Raw genomic sequence first — 19,972 nt, forward strand, 5'->3', positions numbered from 1 at the left:
TATTATAATAATGAATTTTGGTCAAGAAATAATTTAAAAACAGTAAACACTTTCAAGTTATGATCCTTTTCAGACAAAATAATATCATCTTCATTCAACTTCCAATCAATATTTAATTCTGTATCATTATAAATAACACCATCCTCAGCATCTGGATTGTAATAATTATCACATTTATAATTTACGGTAGTGTTATCTTCTAATGCAGCAAAACCATGTAAAAAACCTCTCGGAACAAAAAGCTGTTTATTTTCAAATTCCGATAATTCTATAGAAAAAGATTGCTTAAAGGTTTCTGAATTTGGCCTTACATCAACAATAACATCTAAAATTTTTCCTTTAGTTACTCTTACCAATTTTGCTTGTGAAAATTCACCTCTTTGCAAGTGCAAGCCTCTAATTACTCCATACTGTGAAACAGATTCGTTTTCTAAAACAAAATCTATATTTAAACCAGTATTTTTAATAAATTCCTCTTTATTATAATTTAACAGAAAGCTGCCTCTTTCGTCTTTATAAATTGTTGGTTCAATAACAAAACAACCTTTTAAAAATGTTTCTGTAACTTTCATTAAAATTTTATAAGATTTTTGCCATAACCACTTTTTAATAATGGCATTGCTAAATTTTTTAATTTTTGCTTCGAAATAAAACCACTTTTAAAAGCTTCTTCTTCAATAGAACCTACTTTTAAACCTTGTCTTTCTTCTATAACTTGTACAAAATTACTCGCCTGCAATAAAGAATCAAAAGTACCTGTATCCAACCATGCTGTGCCTCTATCTAAAATTCTTACAGATAAAGTTCCCTCTTTTAAATACGCTTTGTTAATATCTGTAATTTCAAGTTCACCTCTTTTACTTGGTGATAGTTTTTTGGCCTTTTCTATAACAGAATTATCATAAAAATAGATACCTGGAACAGCAAAATTTGATTTTGGCTTCGCTGGTTTTTCTTCAATAGAAATGGCATTTTGTTCTGCATCAAAAGTAACAACTCCATAACGTTCAGGGTCATTTACATGATATGCATACACAATACCACCTTTTGGATTGGTATTTTCTTGTAATAACTTTGATAAACCTGTTCCGTAAAAAATGTTATCGCCTAAAATAAGGGCAACAGCATCTTTACCAATAAAATTTTCTGCTATTAAAAAAGATTCAGCTAATCCATTTGGATTTTTTTGAATTGCGTATTGAAAACTACATCCTACTTGAGAACCATCTCCTAATAAATCTTTAAAAAGCGGAACATCTTTGGGTGTAGAGATAATTAATATTTCATTAATTCCTGCAGAAATCAAGGTAGATAAAGGATAGTAAATCATAGGTTTGTCATACACTGGCATCAGCTGCTTGCTTACTGCTAATGTAAGTGGATGCAATCTTGTACCTGAACCTCCTGCTAAAACAATTCCTTTCATATGTTTAGTTTTTTTAAATACCAATGAATTGTTTTTTCTATACCTGATTGGAAATTCTCATTTGCTTTCCAGCCTAATTCTCTTTCTATTTTAGATGCATCAATTGCGTATCTAAAATCGTGTCCTAATCGATCCTTTACAAAAGTAATTTGTTGTTTGTAAGAATTTTTCTTTGGATAAACTTTATCTAAAATTGCACAAATTGAATTTGCGATAAAAAGATTGGTATGCTCATTATTACCTCCAACATTATAGGTTTCTCCAGCTTTTCCTTTTTTAAAGGCTAATTCTATAGCATTACAATGATCTAAAACATACAACCAATCTCTAATATTTTTTCCATCTCCATAAATGGGAATATCTTCACCAGCAATTGCTTTTCCAATAATTGTTGGAATTAGTTTTTCTTGATGTTGTTTTGGTCCATAATTATTTGAACAATTTGTTGTTATCACATTCAATCCATAAGTATGAAAGTAACTTCTTACCAAAAAATCTGATGATGCTTTTGAAGCACTATAAGGACTATTTGGGGCATAAAGAGTTTCTTCTGTAAACAAACCTTCTTCTCCTAAAGTACCATAAACCTCATCTGTAGAAATATGATGAAATCTAGCATTCTTAAAAGCTTCTTTATAATTATTTGAACTATCTAACCAGTGTTTTTTTGCAACATCTAAAACTGTAAAAGTTCCATTAATATTCGTTTTTATAAAAGCATCAGGATTTTTAATAGAATTATCTACATGAGATTCTGCTGCAAAATGAATTACGCCATTAAATTGATGTTCTTTAAATAAATCTTCGACTAATTTTCTATTACAAATATCCCCTTTTACAAAATTATAATGCTCATTATTTTCTACTTCCTCCAAGTTTTGCAAATCTCCTGCATAGGTTAACAAGTCTAAATTCACAATATAGTGATCTGAATTATTCTTTAAAAAATAAGGAATAAAATTAGCTCCAATAAAACCTGCTCCTCCAGTTATAAGAATTTTTTGCATTCTTACTTTTTATAATTATTTAAATAACTATTTAATTTGGTAAGTAATAAAATAAAAACCATTAAAAACATTCCTAATAATGCAAGTTTAAAAGCATAACTTTTTGTAATTCCTTTTATCTCATAACCTACTGGTTGAAAATTAGAAATTACATTTATAACCTCATATTTGTTTGATTTCTCTTCTGCTATTCTTTTTAAATCACCATTTATTTGTCTATTTGTTTCAAATAATTCTAACTCTTTTGTAGTTCTTTTTTCTCCCCCTAAATCTATACTAGTACCTGTGGTTTGCTTTTTTGCTTCTTCAAGCATTACATTCATATAAACTCTTCGTAAAGAATCTATTTGAGTTAAATTTTCTCTGTATAAGGAGTCTGTTCTATTTAAGTTTTCGTTTGTTAATTCTTTTAATCTATTAAAGTATTTATTGTTTATAATCGAGCTTATAATTACATCATCTAACTTTCTAAAAACATCATTTTTTTCAGCTATAACTTCTATTTTGTGAACTTTGTAATCTAAGTTTGTAAAAGATGCTTTAAATTTTTCAAATTTGTAGCTTTTTACAGTTAACGTATCAACTTCTAAAATAAAATCATTGTACGAGTTTATAATATCATTTTCATTAACAATTGGCTCTATTTCAAAACTCTTTAAAGATGCTGCAGTTTCCTTATCGATATTAAAAGTTTTCTCTAAACCTACTGTATCTTTTTGTTTTACAAGGTCGTTATAATACTGAATATTATTATACAACTGCATAGCACTTTTAAAGTTAGGTTCTACTAACATTTTAGAACCAAATTTTGTAGCATTAGATTTTTCTATGAAAAAACCGGCTACAAGTCCAATAATTCCTGCAACAGCAATTTTTATAAAGTTATTTTTAAGAAAAATTAAAATTGTGATGATAAAATCAAAAATACCCTTAAAAATACTTCCTATAAATTTAAAAAAATTAGAAAAGCCTCTTCCTATAATTACAAATAACGAACCTAAATCTATTTCTTCTTCGTTATTATTTTTTTGTTGATTTGTTGACATTGTTTTGTTTGGTTATAAATCAGTTAAAAAAACTGCTAAAAAATTTGTTCTAATATTTTTTGTGTTATTGCATAAGTAGGTGTTACACCTGTCATCCCTAAACCTCCTGATGCTAATGTTGCTCCAGTTTCTAGAGGATTATCAGAAGCGTAATAAGCATATCTTACCTTTACGTCTTCAGATATATTTCCTCTAATTTTTGAAGCAGATTGTATTGCTTTTTGATAATGTGCACCTTCCATTTCTAGCCCAATTACATTCCAAGTAGAATCATGAAAGAATTTCAACAAATCTTTATTTTGTAATGATGTTCCTAAAACAGAAATCATAGAACCATCAAAAGATCTTACACCAAAACCTTCCAAATCTTCTTTCTTAAGTTCATTTTTAAACGGATAATTGTCTGCTGTTCCTTCAAAAATATGTGCAGTAGGAATCATAATATCTCCTTTTCCACCTTCTAAAATACCAGCTTTACCCATAATGGAAACCGATTTCACATCTAAATGAACTTTCTCATTATCAGCTTCATAAGGTTTTAATAATTCATCCATAGTTTCAAAAGCTTGCTCGCCAAAAGCGTAATCCATGACTATAATTACTGCATTTTCTTTGATAGAGTTTACTTTTTGAAACGGAGAAACATCGTAGTTTATTTTATCAGTATCAATTATTTGTACATTTATATTGGTACCTGATGTATCTTTTACATAAATAAGTCCGTTTTCTGATGCGTAATCTTTTACCTTTTTCTGTAAATCTTTGCTATTAACATTACTTAAAAGTCTGTACAACTCAAAACCTTTTGAATTTTCTGCTTCTTCAGGCAAAGCACCTTTTGCATAAATTGAGTTTAAAACACTATGCATATTTGCACTTATAATATGAATTGGTCTTTTTAAAAGATTGTATTCTTTTAAAATGTGTTTTATATCATTTGCCCAAATTTCACCATAAATATGATGTCCAATTTCTTCAATTAAAAGCGAACTAAAAGTTACTGTTCGTTTTTCATTGGTATACACCTCTTTAATAGCTAGTTTCCCTAACCAATAAATTAAATCGAAAAATTTATGCGGATTTTCTTCAGTAGCAAATACTTTATAAATATGAGAAACCTCATCAAAAGTTCTTCCAAGAATATTGCCCAAATGCACAATTAAAACTTCTCTTTCTTTGTCGTTAATTTTCTTTTGATGCAAAACAATATCTTCTAAATGAAGCCATTCCCTTATAAAAGATTCGCCTTCATTTAAAGAAACACGTTCTTGAATTTTATGAGATTCTATAAATAAAAAAGTAAGATGCGTTAAAATATCATAGATTTCAGATCTTCCTCTGGTAATCTCAATATTCATTTGATCTTTGTCTATTCTATAACAATTTCGTCTTCTTTTTGGTGGAATAATAGGCTCAAAATGAGAGTTCTTATACCCTTCATCTGCAGTTAAATTTATAAATTGGCATTGCTCAATACCTTCAGGAAGTCTTTCTATAACATAAACTAACCCATCTAATTCTATTTTTTCTTCTGCAATAGATCCATAAATTTCTGGACGTAAAAGCAACAAAGATTTACGCAAAGTTTCACCAGAAACTCCCATAGGTTTATAAAAACCTCTACTAAATAAATGGCGCATAGAAATATATAATTTTTCTATGGCATTTGTAGATTCTTGCGCTCTTGTTCTATCGATATTTTTTGTGTGTAGCATTTTTATTTTTGAAGTGCAAATATAAAATTATTTCGCTGATAATATTTGATTATAGGAATCTAGATTTTTCATCAATTCCATAGCTTTAGAAATGGTTGCATCATTTTTTAAATGATGTTTGTAAACTCCTTCTTCATAATAATAATTTTTAAGAATTTGGTCTTCCAGAAGTTCATTAATAATATCTTTATTTTTAGAAATTTCTCCAATTTTATTTTCAAATAATATTTCTCTAATTTTTTCGTATTCTTTACTTATATTATTCTTTTCTGTGGATAAATAAGCTTTTTTGAACAAACTTTCTTGTTGCGTTACAAAAGTAGTATCGCTTTCTAAAAACTTTGTAAAATCTTTAAAATCGGAATCTTTAATCTGAAAATTTTCTGCAGAAGCTATTTCTTTATTTTTCGATACATAATCAATTGCAAAATTAAAAATTGCTTTAGAACTTATAAGGTTTTCTGTAGCAACTGTTTTTTCTGATGTTTCAATTTGCACATCTGGTAAAACGCCTCCTCCATCAAAAACGGTTCGTCCATTAGCTGTTTTAAATTCATTAATTCCATGATCAGAAAACTTAGGAACTTCACCCGTTTTTAAATTTCGATTGGTGTAATCTAACTCTTGAATACATCTTCCACTTGGTGTATAATATTTAGAAATCGTCAATTTTAATTGTGTTCCATAAGTCAATTCTTTTTGACGTTGAACTAATCCTTTTCCAAAAGAACGTTCTCCCATAATTACAGCTCTATCATAATCTTGCAAAGAACCACTAACAATTTCAGATGCTGATGCAGAACTTCCATTTATTAAAACCACAATTGGCATTTCTAAATCTAAAGGGTCGTTGGATGTTTTATAAGTATTACTCCATTTTTTAATTTTAGCTTTTGTAGTCACTACCACTTTTCCTTTTGGAATAAAAAAGTTAGCAATATTGATAGATTCCATTAAAGATCCTCCAGGATTTGAGCGCAAATCGAAAACTAGTTTTTTCATTCCTTGCTTTTTCAAATCTTTAAAAGCTTTTTTCACTTCAGATGACGCTTTGTTATTAAAACGAGTTAGCGTTATGTAACCAGTTTCTTCATCAATCATATTATAAAAAGGAACAGGATTTATTTCTACTTTTTCTCTTTTTAGTTCCTTTTTTAAAATTTCTCCTTGACGTTTAATTTCTATGGAAACTTTTGTGTTTGGTGTCCCTTTTAAAAACATAGAAAGTTGCTCTCTTTCCATATTATTAAGAGATTGTCCGTTTATAGAAACTATAACATCACCTGCTTTTAAATTAGCTTTATCAGCAGAAAAACCTTTATAAATTTCACTTATTTCGATACCTTCTTGTGTATAAAAAACAGAAACTCCTATACCAGCATATTCTCCTTCTCTTCTAATTCTTGCATCTTCTACATCTTGTTCGTTGTAAAAATTAGTATAAGGATCTAAATCTTTTAAGGTATTTTTTATGGCTAAATCAGTTAATTCAGCTGGGTTTATTTCATCAACATAATACATGTTCAACTCCTTGAATAAAGAATTGTAAATTTCTATTTGTTTGGCAACTTCAAAAAATTTCGACTTAAATGAAAATGATAAAAAAATCGTTCCCACTAAAAGAACAATAATTATTTTTTTTGATGATGTATATTTTTTCATGTTTTTTTTTATAATATTACCTATAAATAGAAACTCATTTTTTGAATATTTCATTTCAATTAAACCAAAAATCGTAAAAGTTTTAACTGTTTACTGCAACTGAAAACTGATTACTCTTTTTTTGTTTCATCAACAAATAACTTCAATAATTTTTCCATTTTTGCATGCAAATCTTCGTAATTCCATTTATCTCTGCCAAGATACGAAATCATAAAAACATAAGGTTGGTCTAAATTATCATACACAATTGCCTTTTGCAAACGATACGTTTCACGCATTAACCTTTTTAATCGGTTTCTATCAGGTGCTTTTTTAAAATTTCTTTTTGGCACAGACACACCAACTTGCGCAAGAAAATCTGATGTATGTGCAGTTTTTAAATACATCATTCTTAAAGGATAAGCTTTTACAGAATTGCCCTCTTTATAAAGCTTTTCTATTAACTTTCTACTTTTTAATCGTTCCTGTTTTCCGAGAGTAAATTTCATTGCTACAAACTTAAATGAAAACTACAACTTTTTGGTGATTTAATGAAATGAACTTTAAAAATTGCTTATTTTTATTCCATCAAATTAAAAATCCTTTATTCATAATTAATCATTAAAATTAAACAATTATTAATATTTTTGTTAAATAATAAACATTACACATCAGTTTTAAATATACATTTTATGAAACCAGATTTATTCCAAGCTCCAGATTATTATAACATTGATGATTTATTAACGGAAGAACACAAATTAATTCGTGATTCTGCAAGAGAATGGGTAAAACGTGATGTTTCTCCTATTATTGAAGAATATGCTCAAAAAGCGGAATTCCCAAAACAAATTATTAGTGGTTTGGCAGAAATTGGTGCTTTTGGACCTTACATTCCAGAAGAATATGGAGGTGCAGGATTAGATCAGATTTCTTATGGTTTAATTATGCAAGAAATAGAACGTGGAGATTCTGGAGTTCGTTCTACAGCTTCTGTGCAATCTTCTTTGGTGATGTATCCTATTTTTACTTACGGAACTGAGGAACAACGTAAAAAATATTTACCAAAATTAGCTTCTGGTGAATGGATGGGTTCTTTTGGATTGACAGAACCAAATCATGGCTCAAATCCTGGAGGAATGGAAACAAATTTTAAAGATAATGGGGATCATTATTTATTAAATGGTGCAAAAATGTGGATTTCAAATGCACCTTTTTGTAATGTTGCAGTTGTTTGGGCAAAAAACGAAGAAGGTAGAATTCATGGTTTATTAGTAGAACGTGGAATGGAAGGTTTTTCTACGCCAGAAACTCATAATAAATGGTCTTTGAGAGCTTCGTCTACTGGAGAATTAATTTTTGATAATGTAAAAGTGCCGAAAGAAAATTTATTACCAAATAAATCTGGACTTGGAGCGCCTTTAGGTTGTTTAGATTCTGCAAGATATGGAATTGCTTGGGGCGCAATTGGTGCTGCAATGGATTGTTATGATACTGCTTTACGCTATTCAAAAGAACGTGAACAATTTGGTAAACCTATTGGACAGTTTCAATTACAACAGAAAAAATTAGCTGAAATGATTACTGAAATCACAAAAGCTCAATTATTAGCTTGGAGATTGGGAACTCTAAAAAACGAAGGAAAAGCTACAACTGCTCAAATTTCGATGGCAAAACGTAATAATGTAGATATGGCTTTAAAAATTGCCAGAGATGCAAGACAAATGTTAGGTGGAATGGGTATTACAGGCGAATATTCAATTATGAGACACATGATGAATTTAGAAAGTGTAGTAACTTATGAAGGAACTCATGATATTCATTTACTAATTACTGGAATGGATATTACTGGATTGAATGCTTTTAAATAATAGTTAAATCATGAACGAAATTGTGAGACTTCAAAGGTTTTTGATACTGAAACAAATTCAACACCAAACCTTTAAAGTATTTATTTCGTATATATAATTGAACTTATATATTAAAAAAATATTATTTCTTACACCTAAATTTCAAAAAATTAAACAAAAAAAAGTAAGCTATTTTCTTGGAATATTATTTTTATTGATGAGTTTTGGTTGCGAAAATAACAGCGATCAAATTGTAATTATTGATGATATTCCTATCATTAATCAGCAAAAAGAATTTAAAATTCTTTCTTTAGGAGATAGCTATACAATTGGAGAAAGTGTTTGTTTTACTTGCAGGTTTCCTGAACAGTTAAAAGATAGTTTGTCAATCAACTTTAAAAAAGATACTACTTTTAGTTTGCAGATGATTGCAAGAACTGGTTGGACAACCACCAACTTAATAAATACCATTGAGCAAGAAAATATTACTGATGACTTTGATTTGGTAACTCTATTAATTGGTGTGAATAACCAATTTCAAAAAAGAGAGTTTTCTATTTATGAAAAAGAGTTTCCTGAGTTAATAGCAACATCTATCAAAGCTGCAAATGATAAAAAAAAGAATTTAATTGTAGTTTCAATTCCAGATTATGCCTTTACGCCTTTTGGAAGAGGAAGTGCATCCATATCAACAGAAATTGATAAATACAATGATTTTGCCAAAAATTATTGTGAACAAAATGGAATTACTTTTGTAAATATTACTGATATAACTCGCGAAGGTTTATCAAATACTGGTTTAGTAGCTTCAGATGGTTTACATCCATCTACATTAGCGTACACAAAATTTGTAGAGAGAATTTTACCTTTTGCAATAGAAAAACTAAAAGATTAATTAAGTTTTAATTTCTTGGAACGTTACTAAAACTCCCATTACTAAATGCTTTTGAAGAACCTAAGTTTTCATTTCTACCAATAAAGCTAAAAGTTCCAGAAACAGTATTATTAGTGAAATTTATCTCTGAAAATTGAATATTTCCTCTGCTTACAGTTGCGTTTAAAGTGGTCCAAATATCAATACTTGCTGAATCTTCTATACTATAACTCGCAACATTTTCATCTCCTTCTAAACTAAAACTAGCGTTACTAAAATCATCCACCTTTAAAATTAAGGTTTCGTTTGTTTCGGTTTTTATAGCTGTAATTGTTATTTCTTGATTGGTTACTGTGAAGCTTACATCATTTGTTAAAAAAACTTCTCCATCAATTACAACTTCAAAATCGCCTTCGATATTTTGTTTAACAGGAAAAACAATACCATTTTCTTGACAAGAAGTAATGCTAGCAAAAAATGCTACAATTAATAAAAAATAAGCTAAAGACTTCATAGATTAAATAAACAACAAAAATATATATTTATTGTCTTATTTATAGACGAAATAGGATAAATTAACTAGAGTTGAGTAAATACTTTAAAGATTAGAAAACCCAATAAAATTATGACGCCGATTTTAATAAAATATTTGGACATCTTTTACAATTAATCCCTTTCTTTTTATATTTATTACAGCATTTACTTTTTGGAGTAATACAATTCGAAGAACAAACAGTATCGCAAATAGCTGTATTTGAAAATGAAATAGTAGGTTTTTGTGAAGTATAAAAAACAATCATTCTAAAAAATTATAATACTGCAAATATAATTGTTTATTTAGAATAAATAAAAATAACTTATTTAAAATATTCATAAAATTAAAATGAGGTTATCTCAAAATAAAATAACCTCATTCGCTGTATAAATTATTTTTTAACGCCTAATTTTTTAAGTATCACTTCTAACAAACACCACTTAGTAAGCGCAGATTGTATTAAATTTAAACCAATAAAAACGCCTAACCATAACCAATTGATACTTACATAATAGGTTAATAAAACAGTTAACAAAACCATGAAACCAACAATAATTCTAAAATATTTATTTAGCATAATCTTTCTATTTTTTTAATTTATATAAATTTTTCTATAGGAACAACAACCGCTTTTATTGGATTATTGGTTTCTAAATTTTGATTAAACTCTTGTATCAAACTGAATAAATCTTCTATATTTTTATCTTCTGTAAAAGAAAAAAACAGGATAGATTCATTACTTGATTTTTGTCCTGAAAACCAACTTGATGCAACTAAAACTGATGCCGTATTTTTATGTCCATCAATGTCAGATTCACTAAAGTTTTCAATATTTGCCTTTTTAAAGAGTTTTATAATTTCTTGATGAAACTCTTCTACTGCTGTTACAATCACTAACTTCATATGGTAAGTTTTTATTTATAATTCTTTTTTTCAATCATATAATACACTAAAGGCACAACCAATAATGTTAACACTGTAGAAACAATAGTTCCACCCATTAATGAAATTGCCAAACCTTGAAAAATTGGGTCAAATAAGATAACAAATGCTCCAATTACCACTGTACCAGCAGTTAATAAAATTGGCGTTGTTCTTACAGCTCCAGCTTCAATTGCAGCTTGTTTTAAAGGCACTCCTTCTTCTAATCTTAAGTTGATAAAATCAATCAATAAAACCGAGTTTCTTACCATAATTCCTGCCAAAGCAATCATACCAATAAAAGAGGTTGCTGTAAAAAATGCGCCCATAATCCAATGTCCTAAAACAATTCCTATTAATGATAATGGAATGGCAACCATCATTACAATTGGTGCTTTAAAGTTTTGAAACCATCCAACAATTAAAATATAAATTAAGATAATGGCTCCTAAAAAGGCGATTCCTAAATCTCTAAATACTTCTAAAGTAATTTGCCATTCTCCATCCCATTTCACAGTATAATCGTCTTCAAAATCTGGCTGACCTAAATACATTTCGTTTAATTTATAACCTTCAGGAAGCTTAATTGTATTCAATTTTTCTTCCATTCCTAAAATAGCATATGCAGGACTTTCTAATTCTCCAGCCATATCTGCCAAAACATACACTACACGTTTTTGGTTTTTACGATAAATACTTTTTGCAGCAATTGTTTCTTTAACTTCAACCAAATCTGCAATTGGCACCATATTTCCTTGTTTCGATTTTACTTTTAATTGAGAAATATCTGAAATGGTTGATTTTTCTTTTTCATCCAAAGACAAAACCAATCCAATTTGATTTACTGCATTTTCATCATATAAAGTTGTTATAGAACTGTTAGACAAAGCCATATTCATGGTGTATGCAATTTGTTGAGGTGCAACTCCATACAACATTGCTTTTTCTTTGTTTATTTCAAATTGATATTCAGTTTGATCAGCTTCAACCATCCAATCAACATCAACTACATCATCTGTATTTTTTAAGATATTTTGAACGCTGTTTGCTATTTTAATTTGCTGTTCATAATCTGGTCCATAAACCTCTGCAACAATTGTTGATAAAACTGGTGGTCCAGGAGGAACTTCTACCAACTTTACATTTGCATTGTATTTCTTTGCTATTTTCTGAATTTCTGGTCTTAATAATTTAGCAATTCCATGACTTTGAATTTCACGTTCGCCTTTATCAACCAAATTCACTTGAATATCAGCCATATTAGATCCACCACGTAAATCGTAATGACGCACCAAACCATTAAAAGTGATTGGAGCAGAAGTACCAATATAATTTTGATAATTAATCACTTCTGGTCTTGACGCTAAATATTGAGCAATTTCTTGAGTTACAACTCCTGTTCTTTCTAGCGTTGTTCCTTCTGGCATATCAATTACAACCTGAAACTCGTTTTTATTATCAAAAGGTAACATTTTTACAGCAACAGAATTGGTGAAAAACAACACCATTGTTGCCATTAATACAACAAATGTACCTCCTAAAAACAACCATCTTTTAGTTTTATTTTCTAATAAAGGTCTTTCTAATTTATTATAAACTTTGTAAATAAAAGTTTCTTCTAAAGGCTTTTCTTGTTTTTCAACAGCTCCTTTTTTATCTTTCTCTTTTAAGAAAATATACCCTAAATAAGGTGTAATTGTTAAGGCTACAAATAATGATAAAATCATTGCAATAGATGCTCCAATTGGCATTGGTGCCATATAAGGTCCCATTAAACCAGATACAAAAGCCATTGGTAAAACAGAAGCAATTACTGTAAATGTTGCCAAAATTGTTGGGTTCCCAACTTCGTTAATGGCATATAAAGCTGCTTGTTTAAAAGGCAAGCGTTTCATTTTAAAATGCCTGTGCATATTTTCTGCAATAATTATGGAATCATCAACCACAATCCCAGTTACAAAAACCAATGCAAAAAGCGTAATTCTGTTTAATGTGTAATCTAACATGTAATAACTTAACAATGTTAAAGCAAACGTGATTGGCACAGATAAAAAGACGACCAAACCACCTCTCCAACCCATGGCTAACATTACCACCAAAGTAACTGCAAAGATAGATCCAATAAGGTGCCACAACAATTCTGACACTTTATGAGAAGCTGTTTCTCCATAATTTCTGGTAACTTCTACGTGAACATCATCCGGAATTAAAGTAGTACGTAAATGTGCTACTTTATCTAAAATTAATTCTGAAATTTTCATTGCATCTGCACCTTTTCTTTTTGCAACAGAAATAGTTACTGCAGGATATTCAGATTTATAAGTTTCAGATTTCTCACTCGCTTGTCCAAAACCTAAAGACACATAATTTTGTGGAATTTCTGGCCCATCAACAATAGTTGCAATTTGTTTTAAATAAATAGGTCTGTTCTCTTGTACACCAACCACCAAATTCTCAACATCAGTTGAAGAAGCTAAAAATTTACCCGTTTTTACTAAAAATTCAGTATCGTTTTTATCAAAACTTCCAGAGCTTAGTTGTGTATTATTTGCTTTTATCATTTCTGAAACCGACAAGAAATCTAAACCACTAGCAGCTAATTTATCTTTATCTAAAACAACTCTTAATTGGCGATTTCTTCCACCAATTTTATGCGTAATAGAAACATCATTTATCTTCTTAATCTCAGTTTCTAATTCTTGCCCCATTTGGCTTAATTGATAATCACTGTAGTTTTCACTCCACAATGTTAATCCTAACATTGGCACATCATCAATTGCACGTGTTTTTACCAAAGGAAAAGTAACACCTTGTGGCATTTGATCCATGTGTTTATTAATCTCATTGTATAATTTCACAAAAGAACGCTCAATATCTTCGCCCACGTAAAACTGCACAATTACCATTGCTTTTTCGTTCATAGCAGTAGCATACACATACTCAACACCTTTAATATTAGAAATTAATTTCTCTAAAGGTTTTACAACTCTCGTTTCTACTTCTGTAGGACTTGCTCCTGGATAACCCACAAAAATATCTGCCATTGGTACATCAATCTGTGGCTCTTCTTCTCTCGGAATCAAAAACGAAGCATACACACCAACAACCATAAAAACGATCATCAATAATACTGTAAGTTTCGATCCAATAAAGACTTTTGCAATTTTACCAGCTAAACCTTCTTTCATATTTTCTTATATTTTGGGCGTTTTAACAGGCTATCCGTTTCAATCTTTTTTCTTGTGCTGAATTAATTTCAGCATCTTTCTACTTAAGCTTTCTGCTCTTTTAAAAGAGATACTGAAACCAGTTCAGTAAAAAAAAGGATTTCCACTACTATCCTTAACGCGAATTTTTTTACTACTATTTAATTGTTATTTATACCTATAAGGTTTTAAAAACTTGCAGGTTTATTTACAACTGCATACTGAAAACCTGCCTACTGAAGACTAATTTTTGCTCCATTGAATAATTTTCCTTCAGCAGAAACGATGTAAGATTCATCAACATTTAAACCAGATAAAACCTCAACTTCATTTCCATACGTTTTTCCTAAACGCAACCAACGTAATAATGCAGTTTTACTCTCGCTTACAGTATAAATTCCAGTTAATTGTCCTTTTTTAACAATGGCGTCCATAGGTATTAAAACCATTTCTGACGTTGCTTTTCTTTCAACAGGAAACTGAATCGTTGAAAACATGCCAGATAAAATATTTGCGGGAGTTTTTTCCAATTTTATTTTTACTAAATATTGGCCACCCGTATTTTTAGCAGAAGTACTAATTTCTGTAACTTTACCTTGTAAGGTTTTGTTGATAGATTTCACTAAAACAGTTACCTCAGTTTCTTTTTGTATGTGTGCAATTTCAGATTCAGGAACCATAGCAAGCACTTCAAAATTAGTAGGATTTTCGATACTAATTAAAGTCATTCCTGGATTTGCCATATCACCTTTTTTTATGTTTTTACTGGTAACTATTCCACTAAAAGGAGCTGTAATATTACTATACTTAAACTGTGCATCAATTTCATTTTTCTGCTGATTTGCAACTTCTAAACCTGCTTTTGCCATTTGATAATTTGCAGTCATATCATCCATTTCTTTTTGCGTAACACTGTTACTCTCAAGCAAATTTTTAAAACGATTGTAATTTTTTTCTGCATTTATAAAAGCTGTTTTAGCCTGAGTGATTCCTGCATTTACTTGCGCTTTTTTTGCTTGTAAATCTGAATTATTAATAGATACCAATAATTGATTTTCGCTCACTTTATCACCTACATTTACATGAACATTTTTTACAAAACCCATAATTCTAGTGCTTAATTCTGCACTTTTAGAAGCTTGTATTTTTCCACTGACAGACAAAAACGGATTGTTATTATTTACTCCAACTTTACTGACTTTTACATTAATTGCTGGTGTTGTATTAACTACTGCTTTTTTTTCATCACTTCCACAACTAACTATCATTATTGATAATGTGAAGAATGCTATGATATGTATGTATTTTTTCATTTGAATTTGTTTTATTTTTTCTAAAAACTCCGACTGCTTATTGCAACCTTTTTCTATTCTTTGGTTAAAAAATTTAAATACGTTTGTGTAAAATTATATTGATACATAGTTTGATAATATTCCAATTGCTTTTGAGCAAATTGAGTTTCTGCAACTAACAAATCTGATGTTTTTTCTAAACCTTCTTTAAATCTATTTTTTCTAATTCGTAAAGATTCCTCTGATTGTTCTACTGCCAATTTTGTTAGTTCTAAGCTGTTTTTAGCATCTACTAATTGGCGTTTTACTTTATTCAATTCTAAATTATTTTTAGAAACATATTGATTGTATTCTAACTTCGATTTTTCGAATTCTGCTTTACTTTTTTGTGCTTTTCCAAAACGTTTTGATCCTTGAAAAATATCCCAGCTTAATTGTGCTCCAATTACATAACCACTTGCATCACCTTGAAAAATTTTATTGTCATACATTTCATAACTTCCAAAGGCATTTAGACGTGGCAAAAAGGCCATTTTATCTGCTTTATTCACTGCCTCAAAACCCTTTAATGCTAATTGCATCGCTCTTATATCTGCTCTATTTTCAGAGATGAGTTTGTCATCAACATTAAAATCAAAAACAGTTAAAGTTTCTGTAGGTTTGTAAATAACATCATTTTTATCATTCATTAAAAAAGACAAATAATTGGACGCATTTTGCACATTACTTTTTGCAGTTTGTAACTGATTTTTAACTTCTGTAACTCGGATTTCTACATTTAAAAGATCTGCTCTTTGTAAAACTCCTTGCTTAAAACTATTATCTGCCATAGTTTTATTTGCATTTGATGTTTCTAAAGCTTTCTCTAAAACCAAAACTCCTTGATATGCTAATTGTAATTGCATGTATGCTTTTTCAACTTCGAACACCAAAAAATCTTGTGTTCTTTCTGTTTGTAAAAACATGGCTTCCATTTTAGATTTTGCTGCTTTTCGTTGATAAAAGCCATCTAAATTAATAAGGGGTTGCTCAACCTTAATTATAGTTGCAAAATTCTGAGTGGTGTTTGGATTATTTAACAATGCTGGATTAAAATCTGCTGCTGTTAATATGCCTTGGTTTAATTTAGAACCAAAAGCCATTAAAGGATTTGTAGTTGAAATACCTGTATGACTTGCAGTAATATTTGGCAGAAAAACAGCATTTGTTTGTTTATAATCTGCTTTTGAAGCATTAAATTCTTCTTCATAAATTTTAATTGCTGTATTGTTTTCTGAAACTTTAGCAAGGACTTCTGCCTTTGAAATTGGCATTATTTCTTGTGCATTCAGTTTAACACCCAACAACACTAAAAAAAGCATAAAAATATAGGACTTCTTCATTAATTATCTATTTATAGTACAAAAATAGCTCGAAGAAATATTCCTATAAGTAACAAAGGTTACCAAACAAAAAAAGGCATTTATAATTTCTTATAAATGCCTTCTAATCTAAAAATTATTTAGATGCTATTTAAAATCGTTCACATCATCACTTAAATCATAGACAGGAACACTATCAATTAATTTTGAAATGATACTGCTACCAGCTGCACTTCTATAGCCACCTGCACAATGCACCACAATTGGTTTATTTGTTGGTATTTCTTCTTCAGAATTTCTTAGTTCATTTAAAGGAATTGAAATTGCGTTTTCAAAAAATTTACCTTCAGCAACTTCACTTTTATTTCTGATATCAATAATTGTATACTCTGTTGGGTTATTTTTAAAATTTTGAAGATCTAAAGACTCGAACGTTTTAAAAGTATCTGCACCCAAAGTAATTACAGATTTTATCTGTTTTTCATATCCAATTTTAGCAATTCTACTTAAAACGGTTTCTTTATCTGTTATAGAATCAATTACTAAATGAAAATCTTCTTTAGGTTTTACAATAGCTCCCAACCAAGTTTCTAATTTATCTGCATCTGTTTCTGCAATAATATTGATGCTTCCTTCTAAATGATTCTTTTTATAGTTTGATGCACTTCTTACATCAATAATTAAATGAGCATCTTTTTTAAAATCTGTGATTCCAAAATTTAAAGGAATATTGCTAAATGCATTTTCAAAATTAGTTGCGCCTTCTTTATTAATATCAACATTAAAACCAAAATAAGAAGGTATAAAAGGTTGATCTTCTAAAATGGTTTTTACAAATTCAGTTTCTGTTAAATCTTGAAATGCCCAATTTTCCTTTCGCTCTTTTCCTAATGTACTTGAAGCAGCATCGCTCATATTTTTACCACATAAAGAACCTGCTCCATGTGCTGGATAAACAATTGTTTCATCTGGCAAATGCGTAAATTTATTTTTTATGGTGTGGTACATACTTTTTGCCAAATCTTCTCTTTTGGCTTTCATATTACCCGCTTTTTCTCTTAAATCTGGCCTACCAACATCGCCAATAAATAAAGTATCACCAGAAAACATTGCATAATCATCAGCAACATCCTTTGCAATAATAGTAATACTATCTGGAGAATGCCCAGGAGAATTTATGGCAGAAAAAGTACTATTGCCTATTTTAATAGCATCTCCTTCATCAAAAGTTTGATGAGGATAATTAGCATCCACTAATTTACTTGCATAAATTTTTGCGCCAGTTTCTTTATGAATTTGCAAATGACTGCTCACAAAATCTGCATGCGGATGTGTTTCAAAAACAGCAATTACTTTTGCATTATGTTTTTCTGCTAACTCATAATAAGGTTTTGGATCTCTTGACGGATCTACAATTGCCATTTCATGATTACTGATAATTGCGTAAGAGTAATGTGCTAGTGGTTTATCTTGAAGTTGTATAATGTCCATAATTTTTTTAATTTTTATTTTTTTAACCTTATAAATAATTCCATTCCTTGCCTGTTATGATAAGAGTTGTAACAAGATTCCATTTTCACATCATTAAAATAAGGAGAAAAATAGGTTAAATATTCTTCTTTATTTCCACCAAAAGGTGGATGATCTTCGTTGAGTTTTGCCTCAAAAAGCAACCCAACTAATTTGCCTTTTTCCTTTAAAATTGAGTGCATTTTTGCTGCATATTTTGCTCTTAATTCAGGATTAATTGCACAAAAAAAAGTTTGTTCAATCACCAAATCGAACGATTCTTCTAAATCGAAAAAGTTAGCGTGTATTAATTGTGATGCTGGAAAACTTGGAACTCTTTTTTTAATATTGGCTAAAGCAATTTTAGAAACATCTACTACAAAAACATTTTTAAAACCGTTATTGTATAAATATTCTGCTTCGTGAGAATTGCCTCCTCCAGGAATTAATATTTTTAAATTTTTGTTTTCTAGTTGATCAAAATAGGCTTTTAAAGGTGGAGAAACTTCGCCTAAATCCCAACCTGTTTTGTTGTTTTTATATTTATCATTCCAAAAATCTGCTGATAAATCCATATATTAGTTTTATTATTTTCTTCACAAAAACACCTGCTTTTAAAAAAACAGGTGCTTTCCCCAATTAACTATTAAAACTAACTAAAACTTTTAATAATCGTAATTAAATCATTTTTTTGTACAGCACCAGATTGTTTCCAAACTTGTTTACCTGCTTTGTATAATATGAATGTTGGTACACCTCTCACTTGATATTTTGCAGCTAAAGATTGGTTTTTATCAACATCAATTTTAATGATTGATATTTTATCACCCAAAACATCTTTTACTTCTTTTAATATTGGACTCATTGTTTTACAAGGGCCACACCATTCAGCAAAAAAGTCTACTAAAACAGGATTCTCTTGATTTATTATTTCTGAAAATTTGCTCATAATTTAAATTCATTTATTTTGAAAGCTTACCAGTTGCACAACTTACAAATGATTTTGCTTTAGAAGAAAAAGAATTGGAATCCTCTATGGATGGATATCCTAAATTTTTCAACGTTTCTTTCACTTTAAAAGCATCTTCTTCATTTGAATAGTCAAAAGACACTTTACTTTCTTCCACATTTACTTGTAAGTTGCTTATATTTTCTATGGTTGCTAATTTGGTTGATATTGTATGTGCACAACCTCCACATTTTAAATTTTGTACTAAAATTGAAGTTTTCATAGTTTAATTATAGTTAAGAATTCCACCTTTTAAATCGTAAATCTCTTTAAAACCCAAATCTACTATTTTTTTAGTTGCTCTTTTGCTTCTACCTCCACTTCTACAATATACATAAACTGGTTTTTCTTTGTCTAATTTATTAACTTCTGATGTGAATTTACCAGAAAAAACATCAATATTTTTTGCCTTTTTAATACAACCAGCATTGTATTCATTTGCTGTTCTTACATCTATTAACTGAACTTTTTTATTGGTGACAGCTTTTTTAAAAGTTTGAACATCTAACACTTTTATGTTGTTATTAGTATTTGAATTTATACCAAAAAGGGATTTTAAAAATTTTATCATTTAAAAAAA

Annotated in this window: 20 protein-coding genes; 2 read left to right on the forward strand and 18 right to left on the reverse strand. The window is 29.3% G+C overall.

What is annotated here, in order from left to right; genetic code table 11:
* Window positions 1-2: 2 nt before the first annotated feature.
* From rfbC to rnpA, 7 genes are all read right to left on the reverse strand, one after another.
* The gene (gene rfbC / locus LPB03_RS08460; RefSeq protein WP_065317898.1) at window positions 3-572 is read right to left on the reverse strand and encodes a dTDP-4-dehydrorhamnose 3,5-epimerase; all 570 of its coding nucleotides are present in this window, start codon (window positions 570-572) and stop codon (window positions 3-5) included.
* Window positions 572-1,426, reverse strand: coding sequence for a glucose-1-phosphate thymidylyltransferase RfbA (gene rfbA, locus LPB03_RS08465; RefSeq protein ID WP_065317935.1), 855 nt, complete (start codon window positions 1,424-1,426; stop codon window positions 572-574). Before rfbA ends, rfbC begins: the two co-directional genes overlap by 1 nt.
* On the reverse strand, window positions 1,423-2,433 hold the full coding sequence (gene rfbB / locus LPB03_RS08470; RefSeq protein WP_065317899.1) for a dTDP-glucose 4,6-dehydratase: 1,011 nt from the start codon (window positions 2,431-2,433) through the stop codon (window positions 1,423-1,425). The genes rfbA and rfbB overlap by 4 nt, the downstream gene beginning before the upstream one ends.
* Before the next feature lie 2 nt (window positions 2,434-2,435).
* Window positions 2,436-3,479 (reverse strand): hypothetical protein, encoded by a 1,044-nt coding sequence (locus tag LPB03_RS08475; protein ID WP_065317900.1) that lies wholly within the window; start codon window positions 3,477-3,479, stop codon window positions 2,436-2,438.
* Window positions 3,480-3,514: 35 nt separating this feature from the next.
* The gene (locus tag LPB03_RS08480; RefSeq protein WP_065317901.1) at window positions 3,515-5,194 is read right to left on the reverse strand and encodes a DUF6909 family protein; all 1,680 of its coding nucleotides are present in this window, start codon (window positions 5,192-5,194) and stop codon (window positions 3,515-3,517) included.
* A 27-nt stretch (window positions 5,195-5,221) separates the two neighbouring features.
* Entirely contained in the window at window positions 5,222-6,856 is a 1,635-nt protein-coding gene (locus LPB03_RS08485) for a S41 family peptidase (protein WP_065317936.1), read from the reverse strand.
* Between the two features lie 110 nt (window positions 6,857-6,966).
* The gene (gene rnpA, locus LPB03_RS08490; RefSeq protein WP_065317902.1) at window positions 6,967-7,344 is read right to left on the reverse strand and encodes a ribonuclease P protein component; all 378 of its coding nucleotides are present in this window, start codon (window positions 7,342-7,344) and stop codon (window positions 6,967-6,969) included.
* Between the two features lie 183 nt (window positions 7,345-7,527).
* On the opposite strand from rnpA, the gene LPB03_RS08495 reads away from it, so the two are divergent.
* Both LPB03_RS08495 and LPB03_RS08500 read left to right on the forward strand, forming a co-directional pair.
* Window positions 7,528-8,706 carry an acyl-CoA dehydrogenase family protein gene (locus LPB03_RS08495; protein WP_065317903.1) on the forward strand — a complete coding sequence of 393 codons (1,179 nt, stop codon included), beginning with the start codon at window positions 7,528-7,530 and terminating at the stop codon, window positions 8,704-8,706.
* 196 nt (window positions 8,707-8,902) lie between these two features.
* Window positions 8,903-9,580, forward strand: coding sequence for an SGNH/GDSL hydrolase family protein (locus LPB03_RS08500; RefSeq protein ID WP_065317904.1), 678 nt, complete (start codon window positions 8,903-8,905; stop codon window positions 9,578-9,580).
* A 7-nt stretch (window positions 9,581-9,587) separates the two neighbouring features.
* Here the strand turns inward: LPB03_RS08500 and LPB03_RS08505 are convergent, their stop codons facing one another.
* The 11 genes from LPB03_RS08505 to LPB03_RS08555 all read right to left on the reverse strand — a co-directional run bounded on the left by LPB03_RS08505 (window position 9,588) and on the right by LPB03_RS08555 (window position 19,963).
* Entirely contained in the window at window positions 9,588-10,073 is a 486-nt protein-coding gene (locus LPB03_RS08505; RefSeq protein ID WP_065317905.1) for a DUF6252 domain-containing protein, read from the reverse strand.
* A gap of 412 nt (window positions 10,074-10,485) precedes the next feature.
* Complete coding sequence (locus LPB03_RS08510) at window positions 10,486-10,671, reverse strand: YgaP family membrane protein (protein WP_065317906.1); 186 nt, start codon at window positions 10,669-10,671, stop codon at window positions 10,486-10,488.
* Window positions 10,672-10,691: 20 nt separating this feature from the next.
* Window positions 10,692-10,997, reverse strand: a complete 306-nt coding sequence (locus tag LPB03_RS08515; protein WP_065317907.1) for a hypothetical protein — start codon at window positions 10,995-10,997, stop codon at window positions 10,692-10,694.
* 11 nt (window positions 10,998-11,008) lie between these two features.
* The gene (locus LPB03_RS08520; RefSeq protein ID WP_065317908.1) at window positions 11,009-14,203 is read right to left on the reverse strand and encodes an efflux RND transporter permease subunit; all 3,195 of its coding nucleotides are present in this window, start codon (window positions 14,201-14,203) and stop codon (window positions 11,009-11,011) included.
* Window positions 14,204-14,454: 251 nt separating this feature from the next.
* Window positions 14,455-15,534, reverse strand: coding sequence for an efflux RND transporter periplasmic adaptor subunit (locus LPB03_RS08525; RefSeq protein ID WP_065317909.1), 1,080 nt, complete (start codon window positions 15,532-15,534; stop codon window positions 14,455-14,457).
* Between the two features lie 53 nt (window positions 15,535-15,587).
* Complete coding sequence (locus tag LPB03_RS08530; protein ID WP_065317910.1) at window positions 15,588-16,895, reverse strand: TolC family protein; 1,308 nt, start codon at window positions 16,893-16,895, stop codon at window positions 15,588-15,590.
* A gap of 126 nt (window positions 16,896-17,021) precedes the next feature.
* A complete protein-coding gene (locus LPB03_RS08535; RefSeq protein WP_065317911.1) occupies window positions 17,022-18,365 on the reverse strand; it encodes an MBL fold metallo-hydrolase in 1,344 nt (447 codons plus the stop codon).
* 14 nt (window positions 18,366-18,379) lie between these two features.
* Window positions 18,380-18,958, reverse strand: coding sequence for a methyltransferase domain-containing protein (locus tag LPB03_RS08540; RefSeq protein WP_065317912.1), 579 nt, complete (start codon window positions 18,956-18,958; stop codon window positions 18,380-18,382).
* Between the two features lie 77 nt (window positions 18,959-19,035).
* Window positions 19,036-19,332 carry a thioredoxin gene (trxA, locus tag LPB03_RS08545; RefSeq protein ID WP_065317913.1) on the reverse strand — a complete coding sequence of 99 codons (297 nt, stop codon included), beginning with the start codon at window positions 19,330-19,332 and terminating at the stop codon, window positions 19,036-19,038.
* A gap of 13 nt (window positions 19,333-19,345) precedes the next feature.
* Window positions 19,346-19,615, reverse strand: coding sequence for a heavy-metal-associated domain-containing protein (locus LPB03_RS08550; protein ID WP_065317914.1), 270 nt, complete (start codon window positions 19,613-19,615; stop codon window positions 19,346-19,348).
* A gap of 3 nt (window positions 19,616-19,618) precedes the next feature.
* The gene (locus LPB03_RS08555; protein ID WP_065317915.1) at window positions 19,619-19,963 is read right to left on the reverse strand and encodes a rhodanese-like domain-containing protein; all 345 of its coding nucleotides are present in this window, start codon (window positions 19,961-19,963) and stop codon (window positions 19,619-19,621) included.
* Between the last annotated feature and the right edge of the window lie 9 nt (window positions 19,964-19,972).

The organism is Polaribacter vadi, from assembly GCF_001761365.1.
Taxonomy (GTDB): Bacteria; Bacteroidota; Bacteroidia; order Flavobacteriales; family Flavobacteriaceae; genus Polaribacter; species Polaribacter vadi.